26 protein-coding genes are annotated in these 22,961 nt (G+C 56.4%); 8 read left to right on the top strand and 18 right to left on the bottom strand.

Annotation, left to right across the window (positions count from 1 at the left end; genetic code table 11):
* The first annotated feature begins 2 nt into the window (after positions 1 to 2).
* The 3 genes from METLA_RS0114470 (at position 3) to rapZ (ending at position 2,726) form a co-directional block, all read left to right on the top strand.
* On the top strand, positions 3 to 1,451 hold the full coding sequence (locus METLA_RS0114470; RefSeq protein WP_024299226.1) for an RNA polymerase factor sigma-54: 1,449 nt from the start codon (positions 3 to 5) through the stop codon (positions 1,449 to 1,451).
* A gap of 40 nt (positions 1,452 to 1,491) precedes the next feature.
* Entirely contained in the window at positions 1,492 to 1,779 is a 288-nt protein-coding gene (gene hpf, locus METLA_RS0114475) for a ribosome hibernation-promoting factor, HPF/YfiA family (RefSeq protein WP_024299227.1), read from the top strand.
* 89 nt (positions 1,780 to 1,868) lie between these two features.
* Positions 1,869 to 2,726, top strand: a complete 858-nt coding sequence (gene rapZ / locus METLA_RS0114480; RefSeq protein WP_024299228.1) for an RNase adapter RapZ — start codon at positions 1,869 to 1,871, stop codon at positions 2,724 to 2,726.
* Here the strand turns inward: rapZ and METLA_RS0114485 are convergent.
* The 7 genes from METLA_RS0114485 to METLA_RS22655 form a co-directional block, all read right to left on the bottom strand.
* Positions 2,723 to 3,511: a Mut7-C RNAse domain-containing protein gene (locus METLA_RS0114485; RefSeq protein ID WP_024299229.1), complete on the bottom strand. Its 789-nt coding sequence runs from the start codon at positions 3,509 to 3,511 to the stop codon at positions 2,723 to 2,725. The genes rapZ and METLA_RS0114485 overlap by 4 nt on opposite strands.
* A gap of 41 nt (positions 3,512 to 3,552) precedes the next feature.
* Positions 3,553 to 4,230 (bottom strand): response regulator transcription factor, encoded by a 678-nt coding sequence (locus tag METLA_RS0114490; protein ID WP_024299230.1) that lies wholly within the window; start codon positions 4,228 to 4,230, stop codon positions 3,553 to 3,555.
* Between the two features lie 24 nt (positions 4,231 to 4,254).
* A complete protein-coding gene (locus tag METLA_RS0114495) occupies positions 4,255 to 4,506 on the bottom strand; it encodes a PepSY domain-containing protein (protein ID WP_029646685.1) in 252 nt (83 codons plus the stop codon).
* A 127-nt stretch (positions 4,507 to 4,633) separates the two neighbouring features.
* A complete protein-coding gene (gene sppA / locus METLA_RS0114500; protein WP_024299232.1) occupies positions 4,634 to 5,611 on the bottom strand; it encodes a signal peptide peptidase SppA in 978 nt (325 codons plus the stop codon).
* A 7-nt stretch (positions 5,612 to 5,618) separates the two neighbouring features.
* Positions 5,619 to 6,266, bottom strand: coding sequence for an HAD-IA family hydrolase (locus tag METLA_RS0114505; protein WP_024299233.1), 648 nt, complete (start codon positions 6,264 to 6,266; stop codon positions 5,619 to 5,621).
* Positions 6,250 to 7,209 carry a 23S rRNA pseudouridine(955/2504/2580) synthase RluC gene (rluC, locus tag METLA_RS0114510; RefSeq protein WP_024299234.1) on the bottom strand — a complete coding sequence of 320 codons (960 nt, stop codon included), beginning with the start codon at positions 7,207 to 7,209 and terminating at the stop codon, positions 6,250 to 6,252. The genes METLA_RS0114505 and rluC overlap by 17 nt, the downstream gene beginning before the upstream one ends.
* A 93-nt stretch (positions 7,210 to 7,302) precedes the next feature.
* A complete protein-coding gene (locus tag METLA_RS22655) occupies positions 7,303 to 7,611 on the bottom strand; it encodes a hypothetical protein (RefSeq protein ID WP_152539447.1) in 309 nt (102 codons plus the stop codon).
* A 120-nt stretch (positions 7,612 to 7,731) separates the two neighbouring features.
* Between METLA_RS22655 and METLA_RS0114515 the strand changes: the two genes are divergently transcribed.
* From METLA_RS0114515 to METLA_RS0114530, 4 genes are all read left to right on the top strand, one after another.
* Entirely contained in the window at positions 7,732 to 10,206 is a 2,475-nt protein-coding gene (locus METLA_RS0114515) for an Rne/Rng family ribonuclease (protein ID WP_024299235.1), read from the top strand.
* A 325-nt stretch (positions 10,207 to 10,531) separates the two neighbouring features.
* Positions 10,532 to 11,227, top strand: coding sequence for a CsgG/HfaB family protein (locus tag METLA_RS0114520; protein ID WP_024299236.1), 696 nt, complete (start codon positions 10,532 to 10,534; stop codon positions 11,225 to 11,227).
* Complete coding sequence (locus METLA_RS0114525; protein ID WP_024299237.1) at positions 11,203 to 11,556, top strand: DUF4810 domain-containing protein; 354 nt, start codon at positions 11,203 to 11,205, stop codon at positions 11,554 to 11,556. Before METLA_RS0114520 ends, METLA_RS0114525 begins: the two co-directional genes overlap by 25 nt.
* Positions 11,553 to 12,218, top strand: a complete 666-nt coding sequence (locus METLA_RS0114530; protein ID WP_024299238.1) for a DUF799 domain-containing protein — start codon at positions 11,553 to 11,555, stop codon at positions 12,216 to 12,218. The genes METLA_RS0114525 and METLA_RS0114530 overlap by 4 nt, the downstream gene beginning before the upstream one ends.
* 90 nt (positions 12,219 to 12,308) lie before the next feature.
* Here the strand turns inward: METLA_RS0114530 and METLA_RS0114535 are convergent, their stop codons facing one another.
* Both METLA_RS0114535 and METLA_RS0114540 read right to left on the bottom strand, forming a co-directional pair.
* Complete coding sequence (locus tag METLA_RS0114535; protein WP_024299239.1) at positions 12,309 to 12,803, bottom strand: DUF4411 family protein; 495 nt, start codon at positions 12,801 to 12,803, stop codon at positions 12,309 to 12,311.
* Positions 12,800 to 13,930, bottom strand: a complete 1,131-nt coding sequence (locus METLA_RS0114540) for an XRE family transcriptional regulator (protein WP_245598804.1) — start codon at positions 13,928 to 13,930, stop codon at positions 12,800 to 12,802. The genes METLA_RS0114535 and METLA_RS0114540 overlap by 4 nt, the downstream gene beginning before the upstream one ends.
* A 274-nt stretch (positions 13,931 to 14,204) precedes the next feature.
* On the opposite strand from METLA_RS0114540, the gene METLA_RS0114545 reads away from it, so the two are divergent.
* The gene (locus METLA_RS0114545; RefSeq protein ID WP_024299241.1) at positions 14,205 to 15,650 is read left to right on the top strand and encodes an aldehyde dehydrogenase family protein; all 1,446 of its coding nucleotides are present in this window, start codon (positions 14,205 to 14,207) and stop codon (positions 15,648 to 15,650) included.
* Positions 15,651 to 15,656: 6 nt separating this feature from the next.
* Here the strand turns inward: METLA_RS0114545 and METLA_RS0114550 are convergent, their stop codons facing one another.
* The 9 genes from METLA_RS0114550 to METLA_RS0114590 form a co-directional block, all read right to left on the bottom strand.
* Positions 15,657 to 16,118 (bottom strand): nucleoside deaminase, encoded by a 462-nt coding sequence (locus METLA_RS0114550; RefSeq protein WP_024299242.1) that lies wholly within the window; start codon positions 16,116 to 16,118, stop codon positions 15,657 to 15,659.
* Positions 16,119 to 16,146: 28 nt separating this feature from the next.
* Entirely contained in the window at positions 16,147 to 17,547 is a 1,401-nt protein-coding gene (locus METLA_RS0114555; protein ID WP_024299243.1) for an MBL fold metallo-hydrolase RNA specificity domain-containing protein, read from the bottom strand.
* Between the two features lie 83 nt (positions 17,548 to 17,630).
* On the bottom strand, positions 17,631 to 18,536 hold the full coding sequence (locus METLA_RS0114560) for a glycerophosphodiester phosphodiesterase (protein WP_024299244.1): 906 nt from the start codon (positions 18,534 to 18,536) through the stop codon (positions 17,631 to 17,633).
* A 17-nt stretch (positions 18,537 to 18,553) separates the two neighbouring features.
* Entirely contained in the window at positions 18,554 to 19,066 is a 513-nt protein-coding gene (locus METLA_RS0114565) for a phosphatidylglycerophosphatase A family protein (RefSeq protein WP_024299245.1), read from the bottom strand.
* The gene (thiL, locus tag METLA_RS0114570; protein WP_024299246.1) at positions 19,050 to 19,985 is read right to left on the bottom strand and encodes a thiamine-phosphate kinase; all 936 of its coding nucleotides are present in this window, start codon (positions 19,983 to 19,985) and stop codon (positions 19,050 to 19,052) included. The genes METLA_RS0114565 and thiL overlap by 17 nt, the downstream gene beginning before the upstream one ends.
* Before the next feature lie 141 nt (positions 19,986 to 20,126).
* The gene (gene nusB / locus METLA_RS0114575) at positions 20,127 to 20,552 is read right to left on the bottom strand and encodes a transcription antitermination factor NusB (RefSeq protein WP_024299247.1); all 426 of its coding nucleotides are present in this window, start codon (positions 20,550 to 20,552) and stop codon (positions 20,127 to 20,129) included.
* Positions 20,552 to 21,025: a 6,7-dimethyl-8-ribityllumazine synthase gene (gene ribH / locus METLA_RS0114580; RefSeq protein ID WP_024299248.1), complete on the bottom strand. Its 474-nt coding sequence runs from the start codon at positions 21,023 to 21,025 to the stop codon at positions 20,552 to 20,554. Before ribH ends, nusB begins: the two co-directional genes overlap by 1 nt.
* Before the next feature lie 121 nt (positions 21,026 to 21,146).
* Positions 21,147 to 22,274 carry a bifunctional 3,4-dihydroxy-2-butanone-4-phosphate synthase/GTP cyclohydrolase II gene (ribBA, locus tag METLA_RS0114585; RefSeq protein WP_024299249.1) on the bottom strand — a complete coding sequence of 376 codons (1,128 nt, stop codon included), beginning with the start codon at positions 22,272 to 22,274 and terminating at the stop codon, positions 21,147 to 21,149.
* A gap of 17 nt (positions 22,275 to 22,291) precedes the next feature.
* Complete coding sequence (locus METLA_RS0114590) at positions 22,292 to 22,945, bottom strand: riboflavin synthase (protein ID WP_024299250.1); 654 nt, start codon at positions 22,943 to 22,945, stop codon at positions 22,292 to 22,294.
* Positions 22,946 to 22,961 lie beyond the last annotated feature (16 nt).

Raw genomic sequence — 22,961 nt, forward strand, 5'->3', positions numbered from 1 at the left:
TCATGAAACAGTCGCTCCATTTCAAACTCGGTCAGCAAATGACGATGACGCCGCAATTGCAGCAGGCGATTCGTCTCTTGCAGATGTCGACGCTCGATTTGCAGCAGGAAATCGAACAGGCGCTCGAATCGAACATGATGCTGGAACTCGGCGATGACGAGCATGCCGCTTCGATGCTCGAGCCGATGCCGGAAAAAAAGATCGACGCCTCCGACACGGCGACCAGCGAAGGCTCGCAAACCGATATTCCGGACGAATTGCCGCTCGATTCTTCCTGGGAAGACATTTTCGATGCGACGCCCGAATGGAGCGGCAATGACAACGCCGAGGACTCCGATTTTGAAACCCAGCGCAGCAAATCCTCGACCCTGCTCGATCATCTCTTATGGCAGGTCGATCTGACCAAATTCAGCGAGCGCGACCATGCGATCGCGCTCGCGATCATCGATTCGATCGATCAGGAAGGCTACCTGACCGCCGGCATCGAAGACATTTTCGAAGGCCTGCAAGATCAGATCGACGATCTCGATTTCGGCGAAGTCAATGCGGTGCTGCACCGGATTCAGCATTTCGACCCGCCCGGCATTGCGGCGGCCGATCTGGCCGACAGCCTGCGCCTGCAACTGGAGCAGTTGCCCGAGGAGACTCCCTACCGCGGCGACGCCTTGCGTATCGTGACCCAACACCTGGATTTGTTGGCGACGCAGGAGCGCAACAAGCTGATGCGTAAATTGAATCTCGGCGAACAGCAGCTCAGCGCCGCGGTCGCCCTGATCCGGACGCTCGACCCGAAGCCCGGCGCCAAGATCCAGGAGACCGAAACCAACTATGTGATTCCGGATGTCTATGTCGCCAAAAAGAATGGCCGCTGGCAGGTCAACCTGAATCCGGACATCGCGCCGAAACTGCGCGTCAATCCGTATTATTCGACGCTGATCAAGCGCGCGGACGACAGCAAGGATAACGTCTGCATGAAGGACCATCTGCAGGAAGCGCGCTGGTTCATCAAGAGCCTGAACAGCCGTAACGATACGCTGCTTCGGGTCGCCCGCAGCATCGTCGAAAAGCAGACCGGTTTTCTCGAGCACGGCTCGATCGCGATGAGGCCGATGGTGCTGAAGGAAATCGCCGAGGAGCTCGAACTGCACGAGTCGACCATCTCGCGGGTCACCACGCAAAAATACATGCATACCCCGCGCGGCATCTTCGAATTCAAATACTTCTTTTCCAGCCACGTCTCGACCGAAGGCGGCGGCGAATGCTCGTCAACCGCGATCCGCGCATTCATCAAGGAACTGATCAGCAATGAAAATCCGGCAAAACCGCTCAGTGATAGTAAAATAGCCGAACTGCTGCAAGAAAAGGGCATCCAGGTTGCCCGCAGAACCATTGCGAAATATCGCGAAGCCATGCTGATCGCCTCGTCAAGCGAAAGAAAACGCATCATGTAGGCAGGCTCAGCGCAATCATTCAACCAAAGAGGAGTTTAATATGCACGTTATCGTAACCGGCCATCATCTCGACGTCACCGACGCGCTGAAAGCGCACGTCGATACCAAATTCGAAAAGCTGGCCCGCCATTTTGACAACGTCACCGACGTCCATGTCATCTTGGCCGTCGAAAAGCTGATCCACAAAGCCGAGGCGACCCTGCAAATCAGCGGCGCCAAGTTGTTCGCGGAAGACCATCAGGACGATATGTATATCGCGATCGACAACATCGTCGACAAGCTGGACCGCCAAATCATCAAGCACAAAGAAAAGCATTTGGGACATTGATAAAGCAGGTGCAAGGTTCGAGACGCAAGGGAGGAGGCAATATCGCCTCCGGCCGGCCTTGAACCTTGTGCCCTGACCCCCCTCTCCCCATGAAACTATTGATCGTCAGCGGACTTTCAGGCTCCGGCAAAAGCATCGCCCTCGATACGCTGGAGGATTGCGGTTATTATTGCATCGACAACCTGCCGGTCTCCTTACTGGATGATTTCATCGCCCATGTGATGCAGTCGGACCCGCTGACCTACGCGAAGACCGCGATCGGGATCGATTCCCGCAATTCCTCGGACAGCCTGCTGAATTTTTCCGAGAGCATGAACCGCATTCGCAAGAAAAAAATCGATTGCGAAGTGATCTTCATGCAGGCCGATGAGGCGGTGTTGCTGAAGCGTTACAGTGAAACGCGCCGCAAGCATCCCTTGACCGATTTCAATACGCCGCTGAAGGAAGCGCTGCGGATCGAAAAGGAAATGCTGACGCCGATCGCGCGCTATGCGAGCTTCGTGATCGACACCAGCCGGACCCACTACCATGAACTGCGCGATCTGATCCGCAACCAGATCGGCGAGCGTGACAGCCGGCAAATCTCGCTGCAATTTCAATCGTTCGGTTTCAAGCACGGCATCCCCTTGGACGCCGATTTCGTCTTCGACGCGCGCAGCCTCCCCAATCCCTACTGGCTGCCGGAACTCCGCGGACTGACCGGCAAGGACGAGGCGGTGATCGAATTTTTGAAAAGCCAGCCCCTGGTCAATGAGTTTTACTTGGACATCGTCGGTTTTCTCGAACGCTGGGTCACCCGTTTCGAGGCCGAAGGCCGCAGTTATCTGACCATCGCGGTCGGCTGCACCGGCGGGCAGCACCGTTCGGTTTATCTGATCGACGCGCTGGCCAAGCGCTTTCGCAGCCCTTTCCTGAACGTGATCGTCCGGCACCGGGAATTGCACTAAGTCGCTTTACCCGCCAAATAGCCGGCAAAGCGTTGCCGGATGTGATCGATATGCGACCCTTCCCAATACACCTTGCCGCAAGTAGGGCAACGGTAAAAGCGTTCGTAATAGCGCTTTGTCTTCGGCTCCAATAAATCCAGCACGACCTGCTTCTCGACCGGTTCGATCAGGCCGTTGCAGACCGTACAGCGGCAAAACGGCCTGAGCTGATCCGCCAAATCGAAACGCCGAACCACCTCGGCCAGTTGCTGCAAAGGCTCGACCGCGCGCACCCAATAGCCGTGCGTGATCGCTTTGGCGAATAACAGCCGCCGGTCGCGGGTCAGCACGATGCGTTGCTGCTCGGCCGCAATCGCGGCGATTTCCGCGTCAGTCAACGCATTGGTAAACAGCGTATCGAAGCCGAACAGGCGTAATAAGCGGGCCAGCTTGCCGAGATTCACATCGACGACGAACGCGATCGTGCGTAGCGGCGCCGCGCGCAGTTTGATAATCGGGGAAATATCGAAGCTTTCGAACACCGGATACACCGCGACCCGGTCGCTGTTTTTGAGTTTGTAACCGAAACCGACCGACTCGCCGTTCACGACGATCAGGTCGACCTCGGTATGCGGCACCCCGAACACCTCGATCGGGTCCTTGATGCCGGGATTGCCGTTGAAGCGGTAAATCAGCGTTTGCTTGCGCTGCTGCGGCCGCAAAAAATCGTTCAGCTCTTCGTAGAAGCGGAATTCGGCGGAATTTTCAAAACGGCAGGTGGGTGGTTCTTGGGGAAGACGTTTCATCGCAGGCAGTCGAGAGCATCAGCGCAAGCGCCGCCATCCGTTCAGGCATGATCCAGCGGAATCCGGTAACCGCGCCCGCGCAAGGTTTCGATCGGCTTGCGGGTGCCGTCGGGATCGAGTTTTTTGCGCAGGCGGCCGATGAACACTTCGATCACGTTGCTGTCGCGGTCGAAATCCTCGTCGTAGATATGCTGGGTCAGCACCGATTTGGAGATCAGCTCGCCCTTCCTGAACATCAGGTATTCGAGCACCTTGTATTCGTAGGCGGTCAGTTCGAGCTTGACGCCGGAAACGGTGACCTCCTGCGCGACCGTATCGAGTTCGATATTATCGTGGATCAACACCGGATGCGCCTGGCCGACCGAACGTCTGAGCAGGGCATTGATCCTTGCCAGCAGCTCCTCGTAATGAAACGGCTTGACCAGATAATCGTCCGCGCCGGCTTCGAGGCCTTCGACCTTTTCCTGCCAGCGGCTGCGCGCGGTCAGGATCAGGATCGGCACGGCCACCTTGCTTTTGCGCAGGCGCTGGATCAGCTCTATCCCCGAGAAATCGGGCAGGCCGATATCGATGATCGCGGCGTCGATCGGATATTCCTTGCCCATGAAAAAACCGTCGCGGCCGGTGTGCGCCTTATCGACCGCGAAGCCTTTGTCGGCCAGGAAATGCTGAATTTGCTCGCACAATTGTTGTTCGTCTTCAACTACCAGAATACGCATGATGGTTCTTTTGCTCCTCGACGATTAACCCAGCGGCGCGCCGGTTTCGGCGTCGATCCGAAAATAACGAATGCGTCCGTCGGGCGTCAGCACCTTGATCACATGCACTTCGCGGCCGTCGATCATGACCGTTTGCGCGCCCAGCACGCGGTGATTGCCGCTGCCGAGCACCTGCCGAGTCGCCTGGTCGAGGCTGATTCTGACCATGAAGTCATCGGCCGCCGCATGACCGACCAGTACTGCGCCTAACACGAACAACAAGGTGAACTGTTTCATAATAATCCGGAACCGACGTTCGCCCACCTACTCTTTCGTGCTTTCGGAGCGGCAGGCATTGAACTGAAAAAACGATTAATTTATGAAGCCAATATTAAACCCACTGGCTGAATAAGCCCTGAACCGGCTATTTCAGCTCCCAGTTCTCTAACACGCTGCCGAGCGCATGGCCGAACGAAGCCCCCAGCTTGCCGGCTATCTTTTCAAGCAGGCTGTCTTGCTCGGTAAAGTCGACCAGCTTTTTGGCGCCGATGATGTCTTTAGCGACCGAATCGTCATTGCCGTAGGCGTCCGCGACGCCGAGATTGATGCCTTCCTCGCCGGTCCAGATCAGGCCGGAAAATAAATCCGGCGCCTCTTTCAGGCGCTTGCCGCGGCCGTCCTTGACGGCTTTGATAAACTGCTGATGCACCTGGTCGAGCAATTTTTGCATGAACTGGGTTTCATCTTCCTTGCGCGGTGAAAACGGATCGAGCATCGCCTTATGCGCGCCCGCGGTCAGCACCCGCCGCTCGACGCCGAATTTTTGCATCGTGTCGACAAAGCCGAAGCCGTCCATGATCACGCCGATCGAGCCGATCAGGCTGGCCGGGCTGACGAAAATCTTGTCGCTGGCCGAGGCGATGTAATAGCAGCCCGAGGCGCAAATATCGCCGACTACCGCATAGACCGGCGTTTTCGGATATTCTTGCTTCAGTTTGCGGATTTCTTCATAGACCATATGCGACTGCACCGGACTGCCGCCCGGCGAGTTCGAATGCAGAATCACGCCTTTGGTATGCTCGTCCTTGAACGCCTTGCGTAGGCTCTTGATGATCGCATCGGCGTTTGCGCCTTTGTCTTCCGCGATCATGCCGACCACATCGATCACCGCGGTATGGTCGCTGTCGTCGCTGCCGATGTCCTTTTTCAACTGCGGCAGCAGTGCGATGCCGAGCAGCGCGGTCAGATATAAAAAGGTCGCGGATTTGAAAATGATGCCCCAGCGCCGCGCCTTGGCCTGTTCCGCGATCGCGGCCAGCGCGACTTTTTCGATCACGGCCCGCTCCCAACCCGGCTCGCCGGTTGGACTCGCATTCGCTTTGTCTTGTTGATTTTCTGTCATGGTTACCTCAAATGATATTCAGCAGCTCGGTCGGTTGCTGTAAGCATAGCAACGGCCGGTATTGTTGCAGTATTTGTTCCGAATGTGCGCCGCAGGAAACGCCGATCGCGGATATTTGGGCGTTTTGCGCCATTTGCAAGTCATGAATCGAATCGCCGATCATCAGTGTCCGTTCGGGCGCCACATCGACATGATTCATGATTTCCAACAACATCAGCGGATCGGGTTTGGAAGCGGTCTCATCCGCCGCGCGGGTGATGTAAAAAAGGTCTTCGGTGCCGGTCGCCTGCAAGGCTTTTTGCAAGCCGGCGCGTGTCTTCCCGGTTGCGACCGCCAGCCGGTAGCCCGCGCCGTTCAACTCCTCCAGCATGTCCCGGACGCCCGCGAACAAGTCGCCGGGGCCCAAGGGCCTGGACGCATACTCTTGACCGTAGGCGCGCACCAATTGTTCCCGAAGCTCGGGGCTTGCGCCCGAAAACAAGGTGTCCATCGCGCGAATGAGGCTGAGGCCGATCACATCCTTCGCGGCCGCGGGCGTCGGAACCTCACAGCCGAGTTGTTCGGCGGCGGTCTGCATGCAATGCACGATCCAGCCGATCGAGTCCATCAGCGTGCCGTCCCAATCGAAAATCAATAAATCAAACCGCTTCTTCATGGTCCAACAAGTCCTGCAATGGCGGCGGCAAAGGCGCCTCGAATGTGATCGGTTTTCCGGTAACGGGGTGTTCAAACGTCAGTTCCCGCGCATGCAGAAACATCCGTTTGTAACCTTTGCCGTAAAATGTTTTGTTGACATCGCTAAGGCCGTAGCGGTCGTCGCCGACGATCGGGTGCCCGAGCCAGGCCGCATGCACCCGGATTTGATGGGTGCGGCCGGTTTTCGGCGAGGCCTCGACCAAGGTCGAGTTTTTGAATAATTTGATGCGCCTGAACAGCGTTTCGGCCTCTTTGCCGGCCTGGCTGACCACCACGATGCGCTCGCCGCCCTTGCTGACATTTTTGAGCAGAGGCGCATTCACGATCAACTTTTTGCGCGCCCATTGCCCGGCCAATAGCGCCAGATAGGTCTTGTGCACATGATCGTCGCGGAACAATTCGTGCAGCCTGCGCAAGGCGCTGCGTTTTTTCGCGATAATCAGGCAGCCGGAGGTGCCGCGGTCGAGCCGATGCACCAGTTCCAGAAACGTCGCCTCGGGCCTGAGACGGCGCAAGCCTTCGATGATGCCCGAATCGATGCCGCTGCCGCCATGCACCGGGAACCCCGCCGGCTTGTTGATCACCATAAAGCCTTCGTCTTCGTATAGAATCCCGTTTTGCAGCGCGTCCCGCAAGGTTTGCGGCACGAAGGTCTGCTCGGTTTTTTCGGCGACCCGGACCGGCGGAATTCTGACGATGTCGCCGGTCATTAGCCGGTAACTCACGTCGACGCGGCCCTTGTTGACCCGCACCTCGCCTTTACGGACGATACGGTAAATGCGGCTTTTCGGCACGCCTTTCAGGCGGGTCAGCAAAAAATTGTCGATGCGCTGGTCGTTGTTATCTTCGGTGATTTCGACCAGTTGAACGGTGGGAGATGCGGTTGCGGAGTCTGTTTTCATGCAGTAAATGATACCAGTATCACACTCGGATTGATTGTTTAAATTGATGTGAAGCAATAAGGTTGTTATATTAAGCTGGCTATAGTATAAGAATTACTCTTTTCCCGGCGGATTTTCGATGAGGAAACCGCCCCGAACCGCCGTCAAGAAGATCAGCCACGCGCGCATATCCTTGATGGCGAAGCATTTGCGGGCGCTAGCTCGCCCGTAACAATAACGATTATAAAGAACGATTGATAACACCTGTTGAAGACAGAATTTACCACCAAGACGATCGAAAAAACATGTCAACCGCCTAGCATGAGGCGCTTTTAATCCGGCAGCTCTTTCCAGCATCGGAAAGACCGGGCGAGAGGCAAAGCCTCGATCCCGCGAATAAGCCAGCGATGTCAAGCCAAACATGCCGAAAGCCGCAAACGCCGAAGAGTCGATGCGTTTCGCCGAGCCGGACCAGCTAAAAGACAGCGTTCAGTCTACAGAGTAAAATCTGACCAAGGAGCAGGATATAAACAAGGATACAAAATGAAAAGAATGCTTATCAATGCCACGCAGGCGGAAGAATTGCGGGTCGCTTTGGTAGATGGTCAAAAACTCTATGATTTTGACATAGAGGTTCCTTCAAAAGAACAGAAAAAATCGAATATTTACAAAGGCATCATCACCCGCGTCGAACCGAGCCTGGAAGCGGCTTTCATCAATTACGGCGCCGAAAAACACGGCTTCCTGCCGTTCAAGGAAATTTCACCGGCCTATCGCCATGCCCCGGAAGAAGGCGAGAGCGAAGGCGGCGGCCGCAAGTCGATCAAGAACCAACTGAGGGAAGGCCAGGAAATCCTGGTGCAGATCGAAAAGGAAGAACGCGGCAACAAAGGCGCCGCGCTAACCACCTACATCAGTCTGGCCGGCACCTATCTGGTGCTGATGCCGAACAATCCGAAGGCCGGCGGCATCTCCCGCCGCATCGAAGGCGACACCCGCAGCGAACTGCGCGAGGTGATGGCCGCGCTCGAAATTCCGGACAGCATGGGCCTGATCGTGCGCACAGCCGGTTGCGGCAAGAATGCCGAGGAACTGCAATGGGACTTGAACTACCTGATGCAGTTGTGGGAAGCGATCGAACGGTCTTCGACCGAGCAGAGCGCGCCTTTCCTGGTGTTCCAGGAAAGCAACGTGATCATCCGCGCGCTGCGCGACCATTTGCGCGGCAACATCGACGAAATCCTGATCGATAACGAAGAGTCGTTCCACCTGGTCAAAAACTTTCTGAAGCAGGTAATGCCGCATTTCCTGCCCAAGGCCAAGCTCTACCAGGATTCGGTGCCGCTGTTCAGCCGCTATCAGATCGAATCGCAGATCGAACTCGCTTATGGCCGCGAAGTGCCCTTGCCTTCCGGCGGCGCGCTGGTGATCGACCATACCGAGGCGTTGACCTCGATCGACATCAACTCGGCGCGCGCGACCAAGGGCAGCGACATCGAAGAAACCGCGCTGAACACCAACCTCGAAGCCTGCGACGAAATCGCCCGCCAATTGCGCCTGCGCGACTCCGGCGGCCTGTTCGTGATCGACTTCATCGACATGATGTCGAGCAAAAACCAGCGCTCCGTCGAAAACCGCCTGCGCGATGCGCTAAAGATCGATCGCGCCCGCATCCAGACCGGCCGCATCTCGCGCTTCGGCCTGCTCGAAATGTCCCGGCAACGGATGCGTCCGTCGCTCGACGATTCGACCCAATTGACGTGCCCGCGCTGCAAGGGTCAGGGCTCGATCCGCAATGTCGAATCGGTCGCCCTGTCGGTGCTGCGCATCATCGAGGAAGAAGCGATGAAGAAGGGCACCGAAAAGGTCATCGCGCATCTGCCGATCGATTGCGCGACCTTTTTACTGAATGAAAAACGCAACAACATCGAGCAGATCGAAAACCGCCTGAAAGTCGATATCGTCGTTCTGCCGAGCAAACACCTGGAAACCCCGGCCTACGACATCGAGCGCATCAAGGAGAAAGACGCGGGCGAAGAAAAATCCAGCTACCAGCAGATCAAGGCCGAGGAAATCTCGATTCCGGAATTTGCGCAGCAGGAGAGACAGCGCACAGAAAAAGCCGCGATCAAGGAGTTCATGCCCGATTCGCCTGCGCCGGTACAGAACCGGAGCGAAGCGGCCAGCTTGATCAAACGCTTCTGGCAGAAGCTGGTCGGCCCGTCGAAAGAGCCGGCCGAGGAGCCCGTGAAGGAGAAGCCGGAGCAAACGGCCGAGAGGAGCAAACCGGCAAGGCATGACAGGAACAAAAAGAAACCCGGCAAGGAGCATGCAGGTAAACAGGAAGCGCGTCCGCCGCGTCCGCCGCGCGAACCACAGGAACCGCGCGAACAACGGGAACCTCGGGAGCAGCGGGAACCCCGCGAGCAAAGGGAACCCCGTGAGCAAAGGGAACTCCGTGAGCAACGGGAGCCCCGCGAGCAAAGGGAACCCCGCGAGCAACGGGAACCCCGTGAACAACGGGAACCTCGCGAGCAGCAGGGACCCCGCGAGCAACGAGAACCGCGTGAGCAACGGGAGCCCCGCGAGCAGCGGGAACCGCGCGAGCAACGCAAGCCGGTCGAGCGCCCGCAAGAGCGGCCGGCGCAGGTCCTGGAGCCCGGCGAGCAGCCGGCGGATACTTCGGTTGCCGTGCTTGACGAGACTCAAGTGACTGAGGCGTCCGCCGCCAACGGCGAGCAAAAACGGTCATCCAACGGCAAGCGCCGCGGACCGCGCCGCCGTTCGAGACATTCCGGCAACAGACGCCAGGACGCGAGCGCCACCGGCGGCGAAGCCGGCGCCGAGTCTGTAGGCCAGTCGGAAGCGCCGGCTTATGCGAGGGACTCCGCAGAAGCTCAGGGCGGCGGATCGCATCAGGAGCCTGCGGCACAACCGGAGCGCCCAACGCGTCCCGAAGCCGAATCGAAGCCGGCTCCGGCGGAAAGCGTTCACCACGAATCGGGCGGCGATTCCTGATTCTGAATCAAATGGCGGGTTTTTAACCCGCCATTTTTTTTGTCAGGAACTCGATGAAATCGCCGACTTTATTGTCGATAGGGATCTACGACAAAATGGCCGGCAGCGCCGAGTCATTTCAGTCCATCTTGTACGCCGAACTCAGGAGAGCCATCGTCGGGGTGATGCGCGAAGCGGCGGATAATGAAGCCCAGTCTCCTGCGTTACGATGTCGTAAGGCGTGTTCGCTTCCTCTGTTCTCTTCGAGCGTTAATGTTCCGAATGGATATACTCCTAGCCAAATGGTCTAATAGAAAATAACTCAACAACACTCAGGATAAATGTTATGTCGCCGTTACTGAATGACAAAAAAAGGGTTTGGTACTTTATTTTTCCCTTGCTGTTGGCATTGCTGTCAGGCTGTGCGAGCGAATCGCATCGGGCATTGACGCCGGAAACCGTGCCGTCTTCGATGACCGCTTATCAGGGCGTCAAGCATGTTCTGACTGTCGGCAAGTTCCAAAACCGTTCTGCCTATATGCGCGGCATATTCTCCGACGGCTTCGATCAATTGGGCAGCCAGGCCAAGACGATTCTGAAAACGCATCTACAGCAATCAGGACGCTTTGATGTGGTCGATCGGGAAAACATGGAAGAGATCGGTCAGGAAGCCAAGATCAGAGGTGCGGAGCAGCAACTGGAAGGCGCCGAGGTGGTGTTGACCGGTGATGTGACCGAATTCGGCCGGCGCACGACCGGCGATACGCAACTGTTCGGCATTCTCGGCTACGGCAAAACCCAAGTCGCCTATACCAAGGTCGCTTTGAATGTGGTCGATGTCAAAACCTCGAAGATCATTTATTCGGTGCAGGGCGCCGGGGAATATGAGCTGAGCAACCGCGAAGTGATCGGTTTCGGTTCGCAGGCCGGCTACGATGCGACGCTGAACGGCAAGGTGCTGAATCTTGCGATCATGGAGGCGGTCAACCGTTTGATCGAAGGCATGGAGCACGGCCAATGGCGACCATCGTTAAGCCGTTAGGATTGGCGTTCTGCTTTCTGGCGTTATCGGGCTGCGCTCCCGCGCCGTCACTCTATTATTGGGGCGAGTACGAAGATCTGATCTATCAGATGTATGCAGAGCCCGGCTCGGCCGATCCTGCGACTCAGATCGCCAAACTCCGCGAAGACATCGGCAAGGCGGGCGAGGCGGGCAAGCCCGTGCCGCCCGGACTGCATGCGCATCTTGGCTATTTGTATTTTTTGCAGAGCGATACGCACGCGGCCGTGCTCGAATTCGAAACCGAGAAAAAGCTGTTTCCGGAGTCGGCGACCTTTGTTGACGGCATGCTAGGCAGGTTAAAAAAATGAAATCCGTCCATCCGATTTTGCAATGCTGGCTTGCCCTGCTGTTGATCACGATCACCGGTTGCGCAGCCACGCCGCCGTTCGATTATTCGTTGTTTCGCAGCCACCGTCCGCGCTCGATTCTGGTGCTGCCGCCCTTGAACCAGACGACCGACGTGAACGCGCCGTACAGCTATTTATCGACGATTACCCGGCCTTTGGCCGAGTGCGGCTATTATGTGTACCCGGTGGCCGTGGTCGATGCGTATATGAAAGAAAACGGCCTGCCGTCGGCGGAAGAGATGCATGGCGTCGCGCTCAAAAAAATCCGCGACATCATCGGCGCGGACGCGGTGCTTTATGTCACGATCGAGGAATGGGGACAAAAATATGTCGTGGTCCAGTCGGTTACGACGATCAGGGCCACGGCGCAATTGATCGACACCGTCTCGGGCCAAGTCATCTGGCACGGAACGCAAGCGGTCAGCCAGGGTTCGGGCGGAGGCGGCGATCCGATCGCGATGTTGATCGCCGCGGCAGTCACCCAAATGATCGGCAATGTCAGCGATTTTACCCATGACTTATCGCGGACGGCGAACCACGGCATGATCTACAATGTCGACAACGGCTTTTTGGCGGGGCCTTATTTGCCGCCGCAAGAGAATGAGCATTGTGGCAAGTATTGAGCATTTTGCATTTGCCTTCAATGAGCCGTATGAAATCGTGAACGATATGGTCCCTTACGTCACATCATATTACGTGTGACAAGAAAGCTATCAATTACGCAGCACGAACTGCGCTGTCATCGACTCGAGCAGATCAAAGGTATTGCAAAAATCGACGCCAAACTCTCGGCAAATATTCGGAACCTTTACTTTCTTACTGCCAGGAGGGACAGGCACCTCATGCGTCACCACGGTCGCGCCCAATATTTTGGCTTTGGCGATTAACCAAGGATCAGCAACCGCAAGAAAGCTACTGGTATAAGGTTCCGTATAGTCGGGATACTCCACCACAAATTGTGCAATTTTAGCGAATACTTCCTGTGTTGCTCCATCATCTACTTCAATAAAGTGAGGTTGACGAGCTTTCACCCATTCCGAGAGTTCATCCCCACTTTTGCTAAGTTCATCGAAAACCATGCGGATGCTGCCTAAATGACCGAAAGTGAATTGTAAGTCCATCCATTCCCAAAATCCCGGACAAACAGTCATGCGATAGTAGCGGTTTTTGGCTTCAATGTAGACGTTGGCATCCAGCAGATAAATCAAATTCTGAGCTCCTTATGTGCAAAAGCTGCCAGTTTGTCGGGTTTAACACCAAGCAACTGCCAAGCTTCCCGAAGTAGCATACGGCCACTTAATGCCTCACTGGCAACGGCCTGCGCAAAACGTTTGCTGACTTTACTCATTTGCATCCGGTTGTAAGTCGGTGAGCCTTCTTTTTCCCGCGCTTTGTAATCGGCCTGCAGCTTGTTTACATAAGTCCAATACTCACCATCAGTGATCAGGCTTAACTCAAATGCCCGACGGGCGATTACCCATTGGCTGACATGAAAATGGCTAGACAAGAAGGGCAAGTTGATTTTCCAATTGTCGGTATCGGATTTCCAAAAAGCGTAAAACTCAATTTCAGGTGCAAGAAATTCCGCCGCAACGGCATTACACAATTGCTCTACTTTGCCTTGGCTTCGAGGATTTGCATCAGATATACCGGATTCTCCCACCCAGATATGAGTCAATTCGTGAATTAAGGTAAACAATCGGGCTTCGGGACAATCAGCTGTATTGATAAAGATGACTGGAGCAAACCAATCAGCAATCGCAAATCCTCTGAATTCGTCAACATTCAACAAGCGGCGTGTGTTGCTGCCCACCATCCCGCTACGCATGACCAAAACGCCTAAAGACTCAATTCGAGCGACCAAGTCGCGCGTATAGTCTTCCCAACTTCCTCGTTCCGGCCAAGGTTTTAAGCCTAAATGAGTTTTCATGTCGGCAACGATAGTATATACCGGAGTCTGCACGGACTGACGACCCACCACGACAACCCCGCCTGTACCTCTTTCCTTTTGATATTCCTGGTACCAAAGCTGGCGTTGAAGGACATCCTTGATGGTATCGCGTAAGTTGATGCTTATCTCCTCCGGAGTACGATCGCCTACAGTGCGTAGATCGGGAATAGGCAGTTCGTCTTTCGGAGGCTGCTTAAGAAAAAGATAACCGAACGGTATGTGAGTGTGGTGGGCATAGTTCTGAGCCTGCTTAAAGGTCGGTCGAGTTTCCCCTTGCTCCCATGCGGTCAGTTTTTCTTCGTCAACATTCAACTTGCGGGCAAGACCAGACACATCCAGACCGGCACGATGCCGCGCCCAGCTAAGGATATCCGGATTGATCATCGCCTGTGTCATTGGTTGCGCGCAATAGTATTAAAGATGGTTCAATGCAATAATTCTACTCCAGTTATCGATGATTTGGCAGGGAAATGCGTCAGACCGCTAATCCAGTAAGGTAGACATTTCACAACTTAACGCAGCATGAAGCTCCGTTTTATCACTGACAGTGGTTTGCCATATCCGATGGATGCCGATGGAGGGAGGTCTGACGTTGCTAAAGGTAAGCGGAGATTACCACTGCAAAGTTACAAGAGATTTTTCATGAGGACAAACGCACATGACAGATATTAAGCAATCCCCTTATCCGATTTACGTTGCGGGAAGCTTTAAAACCACGGTCCATCCTCTGGATGTCATCAGCCCTTATACGCAACAATGCGTTTATAAAACCTTTACCGCCGGGGCGGATGATTATGAAACGGCCGCTACCGCCGCCTGCGCCGTGCGCCAGACCATGCAGGACTTGCCGGTTTACGAACGCTTTCGGATTCTGACCGAAATTGCACAAGGCATTCTTGCAAACCGAGGCGAACTGGCCGTCATCATGGCCCGGGAAGCGGGCAAGCCGCTCAAGACCGCACACGGCGAAATCGAACGCGCGGCGCAGACCTTTCTGACCGCCGCCGAAGAAGCCAAACGCTTGCCGGGCGAAGTCCTCAGCATCGATTGGCACCGTTCCGGCGCGCGAAAAGACGCTATCGTCAAATATTTTCCGGTCGGCGTAGTCGCCGCGATTACACCGTTTAATTTTCCGTTGAATCTGGTCGCGCATAAAATCGCCCCGGCGATCGCCGCCGGCTGTCCGATCGTCGTAAAGCCCGCTTCGAAAACGCCGATTACGGCGCTGGCGCTGGCCAAAATTATCGACCGCACCGGCCTGCCGAAAGGCGCTTTGTCTGTGTTGCCGATGGATCGCAACATCGGCAATCGATTGGTGACCGATCCGCGTTTTAGTCTGCTCAGTTTCACCGGCTCGGCGGAAAACGGCTGGAAAATGAAACAACAGGCGGGCAAAAAGAAAGTGCTGCTGGAACTGGGTGGTAATGCGGCGTTGATCGTCGATAAAGATGCCGATGTTGCGCTAGCCGCCGCGAAAGCGGTCAGTGGCGGTTTTAGTTACGCAGGCCAATCGTGCATCCATACTCAGCGGATCTATGTCGAAGAGTCGGTCTTCGAACCGTTCGTTAGCCATTTTCTGGCGGCCATGGAAAAATGGGTCATCGGCGACCCGGAACAACCGGACACCGATTTTTCCGCGATGATAGCCGAGCATCATGCCCTGCGCATCGAATCCTGGGTGCGGGAAGCCGTTGCCGGCGGGGCGGCGCTATTGGCGGGCGGAACGCGTCGAGGGAGTTTGTATGCGCCGACGGTTTTGACCGGCACCGATCCGGCGATGAAAGTCTGCGCACTGGAAGCCTTTGCGCCGGCCGTGGTGATCGAACGGTTTACCGATTTCAAAGCCGCCGTAGCGGCCGTCAATGCCTCGGACTTCGGCTTGCAAGCCGGCGTATTTACGTTCGACAGCCGGAAAATCCATTATGCTTTTCAGAACCTGCGTGTCGGCGGGGTCATCGTGAACGAAGTGCCGAGTTTCCGCGCCGATCATATGCCTTACGGAGGCATCAAAGACTCGGGGATGGGTCGGGAAGGTCCGAAATATGCCATGATGGAAATGCTCGAACCCAAAATACTGGTCAGTGATCATAGCCTGGATTGGTGAGCCGGATTACACTCCGATATCCTCGTTCCAAAGCGTCGGATTCTCCGAAATGAACTGTTTCATCATCTCGATGCAGCGGGCGTCCTGGAGTACGTCGACTTTGACACCCCGGCTTCTCAGCAACTCCTCTTCGCCCATGAAGGTGATGTTTTCGCCGACGATCACATGAGGAATACGGTAAAGCAGGATAGCTCCTGTACACATCGCGCAGGGTGAAAGGGTCGTGTACAGGACGCTCTCCGTGTACACCGACGCCGGCAAGCGGCCGCCATTCTCGAGCGCATCCATTTCTCCGTGCAGGATCGCGCTGCCTTTCTGGACGCGGCGGTTATGGCCTCGGCCGATGATCCTGCCTTGATGAACGAGCACGGAGCCGATCGGGATGCCGCCTTCCGCGAGCCCGGTTTCGGCCTCGGCTATGGCGGCCGCCAGGAATGGGTCACCGTTGATGCTTGGATTCGAATGCATTGGGGTCACCTTGAGGAATCAGTCAGGATCAAAGCCAGTCTTCCAGATTATAGCGCTGATGCAAAGCGGGTATTTCGACCCGAGTATTCTGCAGTTTGTTGGCGAATACCGGCATGGCGTCTTTATCGCCATGCACCAGGAAAGTCGTCTTCGGATTGCCCGTTTTTTGATGCCAGGCCAGTAATTCCGCCTGATCGGCGTGAGCGGAGAACCCGCCTATCGTATAAATGCTGGCGTTGACCGGAATTTCTTCGCCGAAGATTTTAACTTCTTCGGCGCCGTCCACAATCTGGCGCGCCAAAGTCCCGTAGGCCGCAAAACCGACAAAGATGATCGCATTGTTCCTCCCCCAAAGATTGTGTTTAAGATGGTGCTTGACCCGGCCACCGGTGCACATGCCGGAACCGGCGATAATCACGGCGCCGCCGACGAATTGATTAATCGCCATCGAATCCGCCGTTTCCCTGGAAAAATGCAAACCGGGGAACATAAACGGATCCCGGCCCGAGGTTAAGGTTGCACTGGTTTCCTTATCGAAACATTCGGGGTGGCGTTGAAAAATCTGCGTAGCGGAAATCGCCATCGGCGAATCGAGAAAAACCGGAAGATAGGACGGCAGCAGGCCCTGTTCAATGCCTTCGCGCAAGTAATAAAGCATCTCCTGCGCGCGTTCCAGCGCAAAACTGGGAATGATCACATTCCCGCCTTTGGCCAGGGTGCCGCGAATCGCCGAATAGAATTCTTCCAGCGTCGGTTCCAAGGGTTTATGCAGGCGGTCGCCGTAGGTGGTTTCCATCACCACAATATCGGCTTGCGGAGGCGTCTCCGGATCTTTGATGATGGCCCGGCCGCTGTAACCCAGATCGCCGGAAAACAGAATCCTGTGCTGCCGCCCCTGCTGTTCGATATCCAGCACGATGGAGGCGGAACCGAGTATATGTCCGGCATCGATGAAGGTCGCCTGAATCCCTTCATTGAGAATTACAGGTTGATTGTAATTTACAGACCGGCCGAAAAAACCAAAGCAGTTCAGTGCATCTACGACATTATAAAGCGGTTCAATCGGCTCTTTTTTGCCGTGCCGGGCGGCTTTTTTCGTTTTATAGTTGGCTTCATCTTCCATCAGCTTCGCGGAATCCAGCAACACCACGCGCGCTAATTCACAGGATGCCGCCGTGGTAATGATTTCACCGGTAAAACCCTGCTTGACCAGCAGCGGGATGCGTCCGCAGTGATCCAGATGAGCGTGAGTCAATAACAGGTAATCGATGCTGGCCGGATCGAAGCCGAAAGGCTCGGCATTTTCCTCATCCAACTCCCGGCTGCCCTGATACAGCCCGCAATCGATCAATAGCTTCTTGCCGGCGGCTTCCAGCAGATGGCAGGAACCGGTGACGTTTTGATCGGCGCCGTGAAATTCTAGTTTCATCAGTCAACCTCCTGGCGGAATGCCTCGGATTTAATCGCTCCATGCTAAGTTATCCCTCTAATGGACAGAAGTTAGATGGGGAATTAAACAACTAATTCATCGAGAACCTCGCGGACGCGATTCGGATAATCCGAAATCAGACCGCTTACGCCCGCCGCAAGCAGTTGCCGCATGTCGTCCTTGTCGTTGCAGGTCCAGACATTCACGCCTTTGCCCAACTTGCGCACGCTTGCGATCGCGTCGGCATCCAGGCTGCGCGTCAGCGACTGGAGCCCCAAAGGATCGGTGCCCGGATGCAAGGCGTCGGCGCCGATGCGCTGAAGATAGTCGCCCGGCAACGCCAGGCGTTCGTTGGTCAACACCGCGGTCGCAATGTCTGGCGAACGCTCGCGTACCCGCCGCAATTGTTCGTGATCGAATGACGAGATCAAGACATCGGCCTGCATCGCCATGGCCTCGACCAGATCGATTACCGCGTCGGTCAAGCCGGGATACATGCGCGGCAGCATTTTCAGTTCGATGTTGACCCGGAGATCTAGGCTTCGGGCAAGTTCGAGCGTCTGTCCGAGCGTCGGAACTTTGATCGCGCCGGACGCATAATGCGCGAGATCATCGGGGCTGAGGTAATGCGCGAATTCTTCCGGCGTCAGGCTTTGCAGGAAGTATTGCCGGTCCGCGGCCGGCAAATTGAGCTCTCTTGCAAACCATCCGCCGGCATCGAGCTGGTCGATCTCTTCGTAATAGAAATCGGAGATGAAATAACTCGGTTGCTCCGGGAATTTGTCTTTAACGTCGGTACAGCGAACCAAATTATCGTCGTGATGCACTATGATCTCGCGATCCTTGGAGAGATGTACATCCAGTTCGATCATCTGACAGCCGAAGGTTTGCGCCTTGGCGAACGCCGCGAGCGTATTTTCGGGCGCAAAGGCGCGCGCGCCGCGATGGGCGATATTCAGGATGCTTTCTGTGGCGGCATTGTCCGTCATGATCGATGACCTAAAGTTCAGACCCAGCCCTGCTGCGCCGCGATCCACAGCAGCGCGCCCGCGAATACCCCGGCCAGCACGTCGTCGAGCATGATGCCGAGGCCGCCTTGCACTTTCTGATCGATCCACTTGATCGGCCAGGGCTTGATGATGTCGAAGATTCGAAACAGCACGAAGCCGAGCAGCGCCGCCTGCCAGGAAAAAGGCACCAGCCACATCGTGATCAGGTAGCCGGCGACTTCGTCCCAGACGATGCCGCCGAAATCGTGTTCGCCGAGTTTGTCCGCGGCGATGCCGCAAATCCAGATGCCGGCAACGGTCGAGGCGATAGTCAGCAGGCTGTAGATCGGCAGGCCGGCCTGAATAATCAGCCAGTACAGCGGAATCGCCGCGACCGTGCCGCAGGTACCGGGCGCTTTTTTGGCGAGGCCGGAGCCGAAACCGAAGGCCAGAAACAGTGCCGGATCGGTCATGATCTGTCTGGCGGTCAGTTGGTTCTGACCGAGTCCTGATTTATGAAAAATGTTCATAGCCTTGTGCCTTTAATGAATGTGTCGTTCCCGCTTTATAGAGCCGTAGTCCCGGCTCCGTCTCGATTACGCCGATTTTATGACAGTCGAACGGCAAGGATGAAGCTTTTTCGGGACTGACCGTAAAACACAGTTCGTAATCGTCGCCGGCCGAGAGCGGCAGCCGCCAGTCGCCGGTCGCATCGCAATAGGCCTGTACCTCCGTCGACACCGGCAATGCATCCCAGTCTATCGTGGCGCCGACCCCGCTTTGTTCGAGGATATGACCGAGGTCGCCGGCCAGTCCGTCCGAGATGTCGATGCAGGCATTGGCGATGCCGCGCAAGGCCAGGCCTTCGCTACACCGGGGTTCCGGCTGATCAAAACGCCGCAAGGCCTTCTCCGGCCGATCGCAGAGGTAGCCTTGACGGATTTTCAAGCCGAGGCCGGCATCGCCCAAGTTGCCGGTGACATAGATCAGGTCGCCGGGCCGGGCGGTGGATCGTTTCAAGGCCTGGCCTTTCGGCACCAGGCCCATCGCCTGTACGGTCAGCGTCAAGGGGCCCGAGGTGGTGTCGCCGCCGATCAGATCGACCGAGTGACGGGTCGCGAGCGCCAGAAAACCGTCCGCGAAAGCGCTCAGCCAAGCTTCGTCGACTCTGGGCAGGGTCAGGGCCAGCGTCACCGACAAGGGTTTCGCGCCCATCGCGGCCAGATCGCTGAGGTTCACCGCCAGCAATTTATGGCCCAGCTGCTTCGGATCGGTGCCGGCAAAGAAATGCACGTTTTCGACCATCGTGTCGGCGGTGATCGCGAGTTCGCAGCCTTCGGGAATCGAGAGCAAGGCGCAATCGTCGCCGATACTGAGCCGGGTGCTCGGGTTGCTGATTTTTTGCTCGGTAAAAAAGCGTCGGATCAGCGAGAATTCGGAGAGGGGCATAAATCAAGAACTAAGGTGTAAGCGGAAAGTCCGCCGGACGGGGCATGTTGCCCCGTCCTCTGGTTTTTAGAATGCTTCGGATAGGGTGGTTGCGGCAAACGTGAAGACGGGGTTGCAAACCCCGTCTTGCGGCAGTAATCCTTACTTCTTTTTGATTTCCGCGGCGCGCTTCTTCTGTGCGACTTTGTCGAGAATGCCGTTCACATATTTATGGCTGCCGTCGGCGCCGAAACATTTGGCCAGATTGATGCCTTCGTTCAGGATCACCCGGTACGGCATGTCGGGGCGGTGTTCCAGTTCGTAAACGCCGATCCGCAATATCGCCCGTTCGACCGGATCGATCTTGTCGATCGGGCGGTCGACGAATTCGGCCAACAGCTGGTCTATCGTATCCAGGTTTTTCGGAATGCCGAACAGTAACTCGTTGAAATAGCTTTTCTGCGCATCTTTCAGACGACCGTCTTCGAGAAACTGGCGTTCGATTTCGCCGAGATTGTGTCCGCTCATTTGCCATTGGTACAAAGCCTGGACAGCGGCTTGGCGGGCATTGGTGCGGGCCTGACTCATCAGTTGTCCAGCCGGTTGAACAGGCTGACCATTTCGATCGCGGACAGGGCCGCTTCGGCGCCCTTGTTGCCGGCCTTGGTGCCGGCGCGCTCGATCGCCTGTTCGATCGTGTCGACGGTCAAGACGCCGAAACTGACCGGTACGTTGTATTGCAACGAAACGCCGGCGAGGCCCTTCACGCATTCGCCCGCGACATATTCGAAATGCGGGGTGCCGCCGCGAATCACCGCGCCGATCGCGATGATCGCGTGATATTTTTGCGAAGCGGCGACGCGCTGCGCGACCAAAGGCAATTCGAAGGCGCCGGGCGCCTTGACCAGATGGATGTCCGCTTTATTCGCGCCATGGCGAACCAGGGTATCGATCGCGCCGGCTTCGAGTTGCTCGACGATAAAGCTGTTGAAACGGGAGGCGATGATGCAAAATTTGCCGCCCTCCGCCGAAAAATTGCCTTCAAACGTGGTAATGCTCATAGAAAATCCGCACTGTTAAAGTGAAATACGCCGGCAGACAGAGGCCATGCGTGCGTAAGCTCGTCGCGAGAATACGTCTGTTTAAAAAAGCCCTGCTCGCTCAGGGTTTAAGAAAGTGAGGCTAAGAGGCCTCGTTCGCAGGTCCGCTGCCGACGTGTTCGGAAACCTCCAAATCAAAGCCCGACAGGCCGACATATTTTTTCTGCGCGCCCAGGACTTTCAATTTGTGTACGCCCAGATCGGCCAGGATGCGCGCGCCGGTGCCGGTCATGCGCCAGTCGGGCGCCTCGAATTCGTCGTCGTTGACGTGGATGCCGTTGTCCTGCAATTGATAGCGATGGATCAGTTCGACCAGCGCTTTGCTGTCTTCGCTGCGCCGGATCACGACCAGCACGCCGCGCCCTGCTTCGGCGATTTTCTGCATCGCCGCGCGTATCGAGCAGCTGCTGGCGTTGCGTTTGGACGCGAACAGGTCGTCGAGCAGATTGCGCGCATGCACCCTGACCAGTACCGGTTCGTCGCCGGATACATTGCCCATCACCAGCGCCAGATGCAGGTTGTTGTCGTTGCGGTCCTGGTAGGCATAAAGCCTGAAATCGCCGAACTCGGTCGGCAGCTGGCATTCGCTGATCCGTTCGAGCGTGTTTTCGTGCTGAATACGGTAGTGGATCAGATCGGAGATCGTGCCGATCTTCAGGTTGTGCTCGGCGGCGAATTTTTCGAGATCGGGACGGCGGGCCATCGTGCCGTCGTCGTTCAGGATTTCGACGATCACCGCGGCAGGTTCTACGCCGGCCAGGCGCGCCAGATCGCAGCCGGCTTCGGTATGGCCGGCCCGGTTCAAGACGCCGCCCGATTTGGCCATCAATGGAAAGATGTGGCCGGGCTGAATCAGGTCGTCCGGTTTCGCCTCCGGCGCGACCGCGCATTGGACCGTGCGCGCCCTGTCGGCGGCCGAGATGCCGGTCGTGACGCCGGTCGCGGCTTCGATCGACACGGTGAAGTTGGTCGAATGCGCGGTTTTGTTTTCATTGGTCATCAACGGCAGGCGCAACTTCTGGCAACGCTCGCTGGTCAGCGTCAGGCAGATCAGGCCGCGGCCGTAGCGCGCCATGAAGTTGATGTCCTCGGGGCGGGTAAACGCGGCTGCCATGACCAGGTCGCCTTCGTTCTCGCGGTCCTCGTCATCCATGATGATGACCATCTTGCCCTGGCGTAAGTCTTCGATGATTTCTTCGATCGTATTCATAGGATTCTGTGAGCGTTTCAGCCTAAAAAACCGCTGCGTTGTAGGAGGTCGAGGGTGACTTTTTGTTCCGGCTCGGCTTTTTGGCCGAGCATCAGCCGTTCCAGGTAGCGGGCCAGAAGGTCGACCTCGAGATTCACGAGGGTTCCGGGGCCTGCAAAACCGAGCGTGGTTTCCTTCAGTGTATGCGGCACGATGTTGACGCCGAAAACGTTGCCGTCGACTTCATTGACGGTCAGGCTGATCCCGTCGAGGCAGACCGAGCCTTTTTCGGCGATGTATTTGGCCAAATGGTCCGGCGCCTTGAACTTGAAGCGCACCGAGCGCGCATCCGGTTTTTTGTCGATGACCGTCGCGAGGCCGTCGACATGGCCGCTGACGATATGACCGCCGAGCCGCGCCTGAGGCGTCAACGCCAGTTCGAGATTGACCGGCGAGCCGACCGTGGCGGTTTTCAGGCTGGTGCGGGACAGGGTTTCGTTCGAGACGTCGGCCGAAAACGAATGCGGTCCGAGCGCGATCGCGGTCAGACAGACGCCGTTTACCGCGATGCTGTCGCCGAGCGCGGCGTCTTGCAGCGAAAGCTTGCCGGTGTCGATGGTCAGGCGGCAATCGCCGGCCTGTTGCTCGATCGCGGTGATTTTGCCGACTGCCAAGATGATGCCTGTGAACATGGAATAAGCGAGTGTT

It is taken from the genome of Methylomicrobium lacus LW14, from assembly GCF_000527095.1.
Taxonomy (GTDB): Bacteria; Pseudomonadota; Gammaproteobacteria; order Methylococcales; family Methylomonadaceae; genus Methylomicrobium; species Methylomicrobium lacus.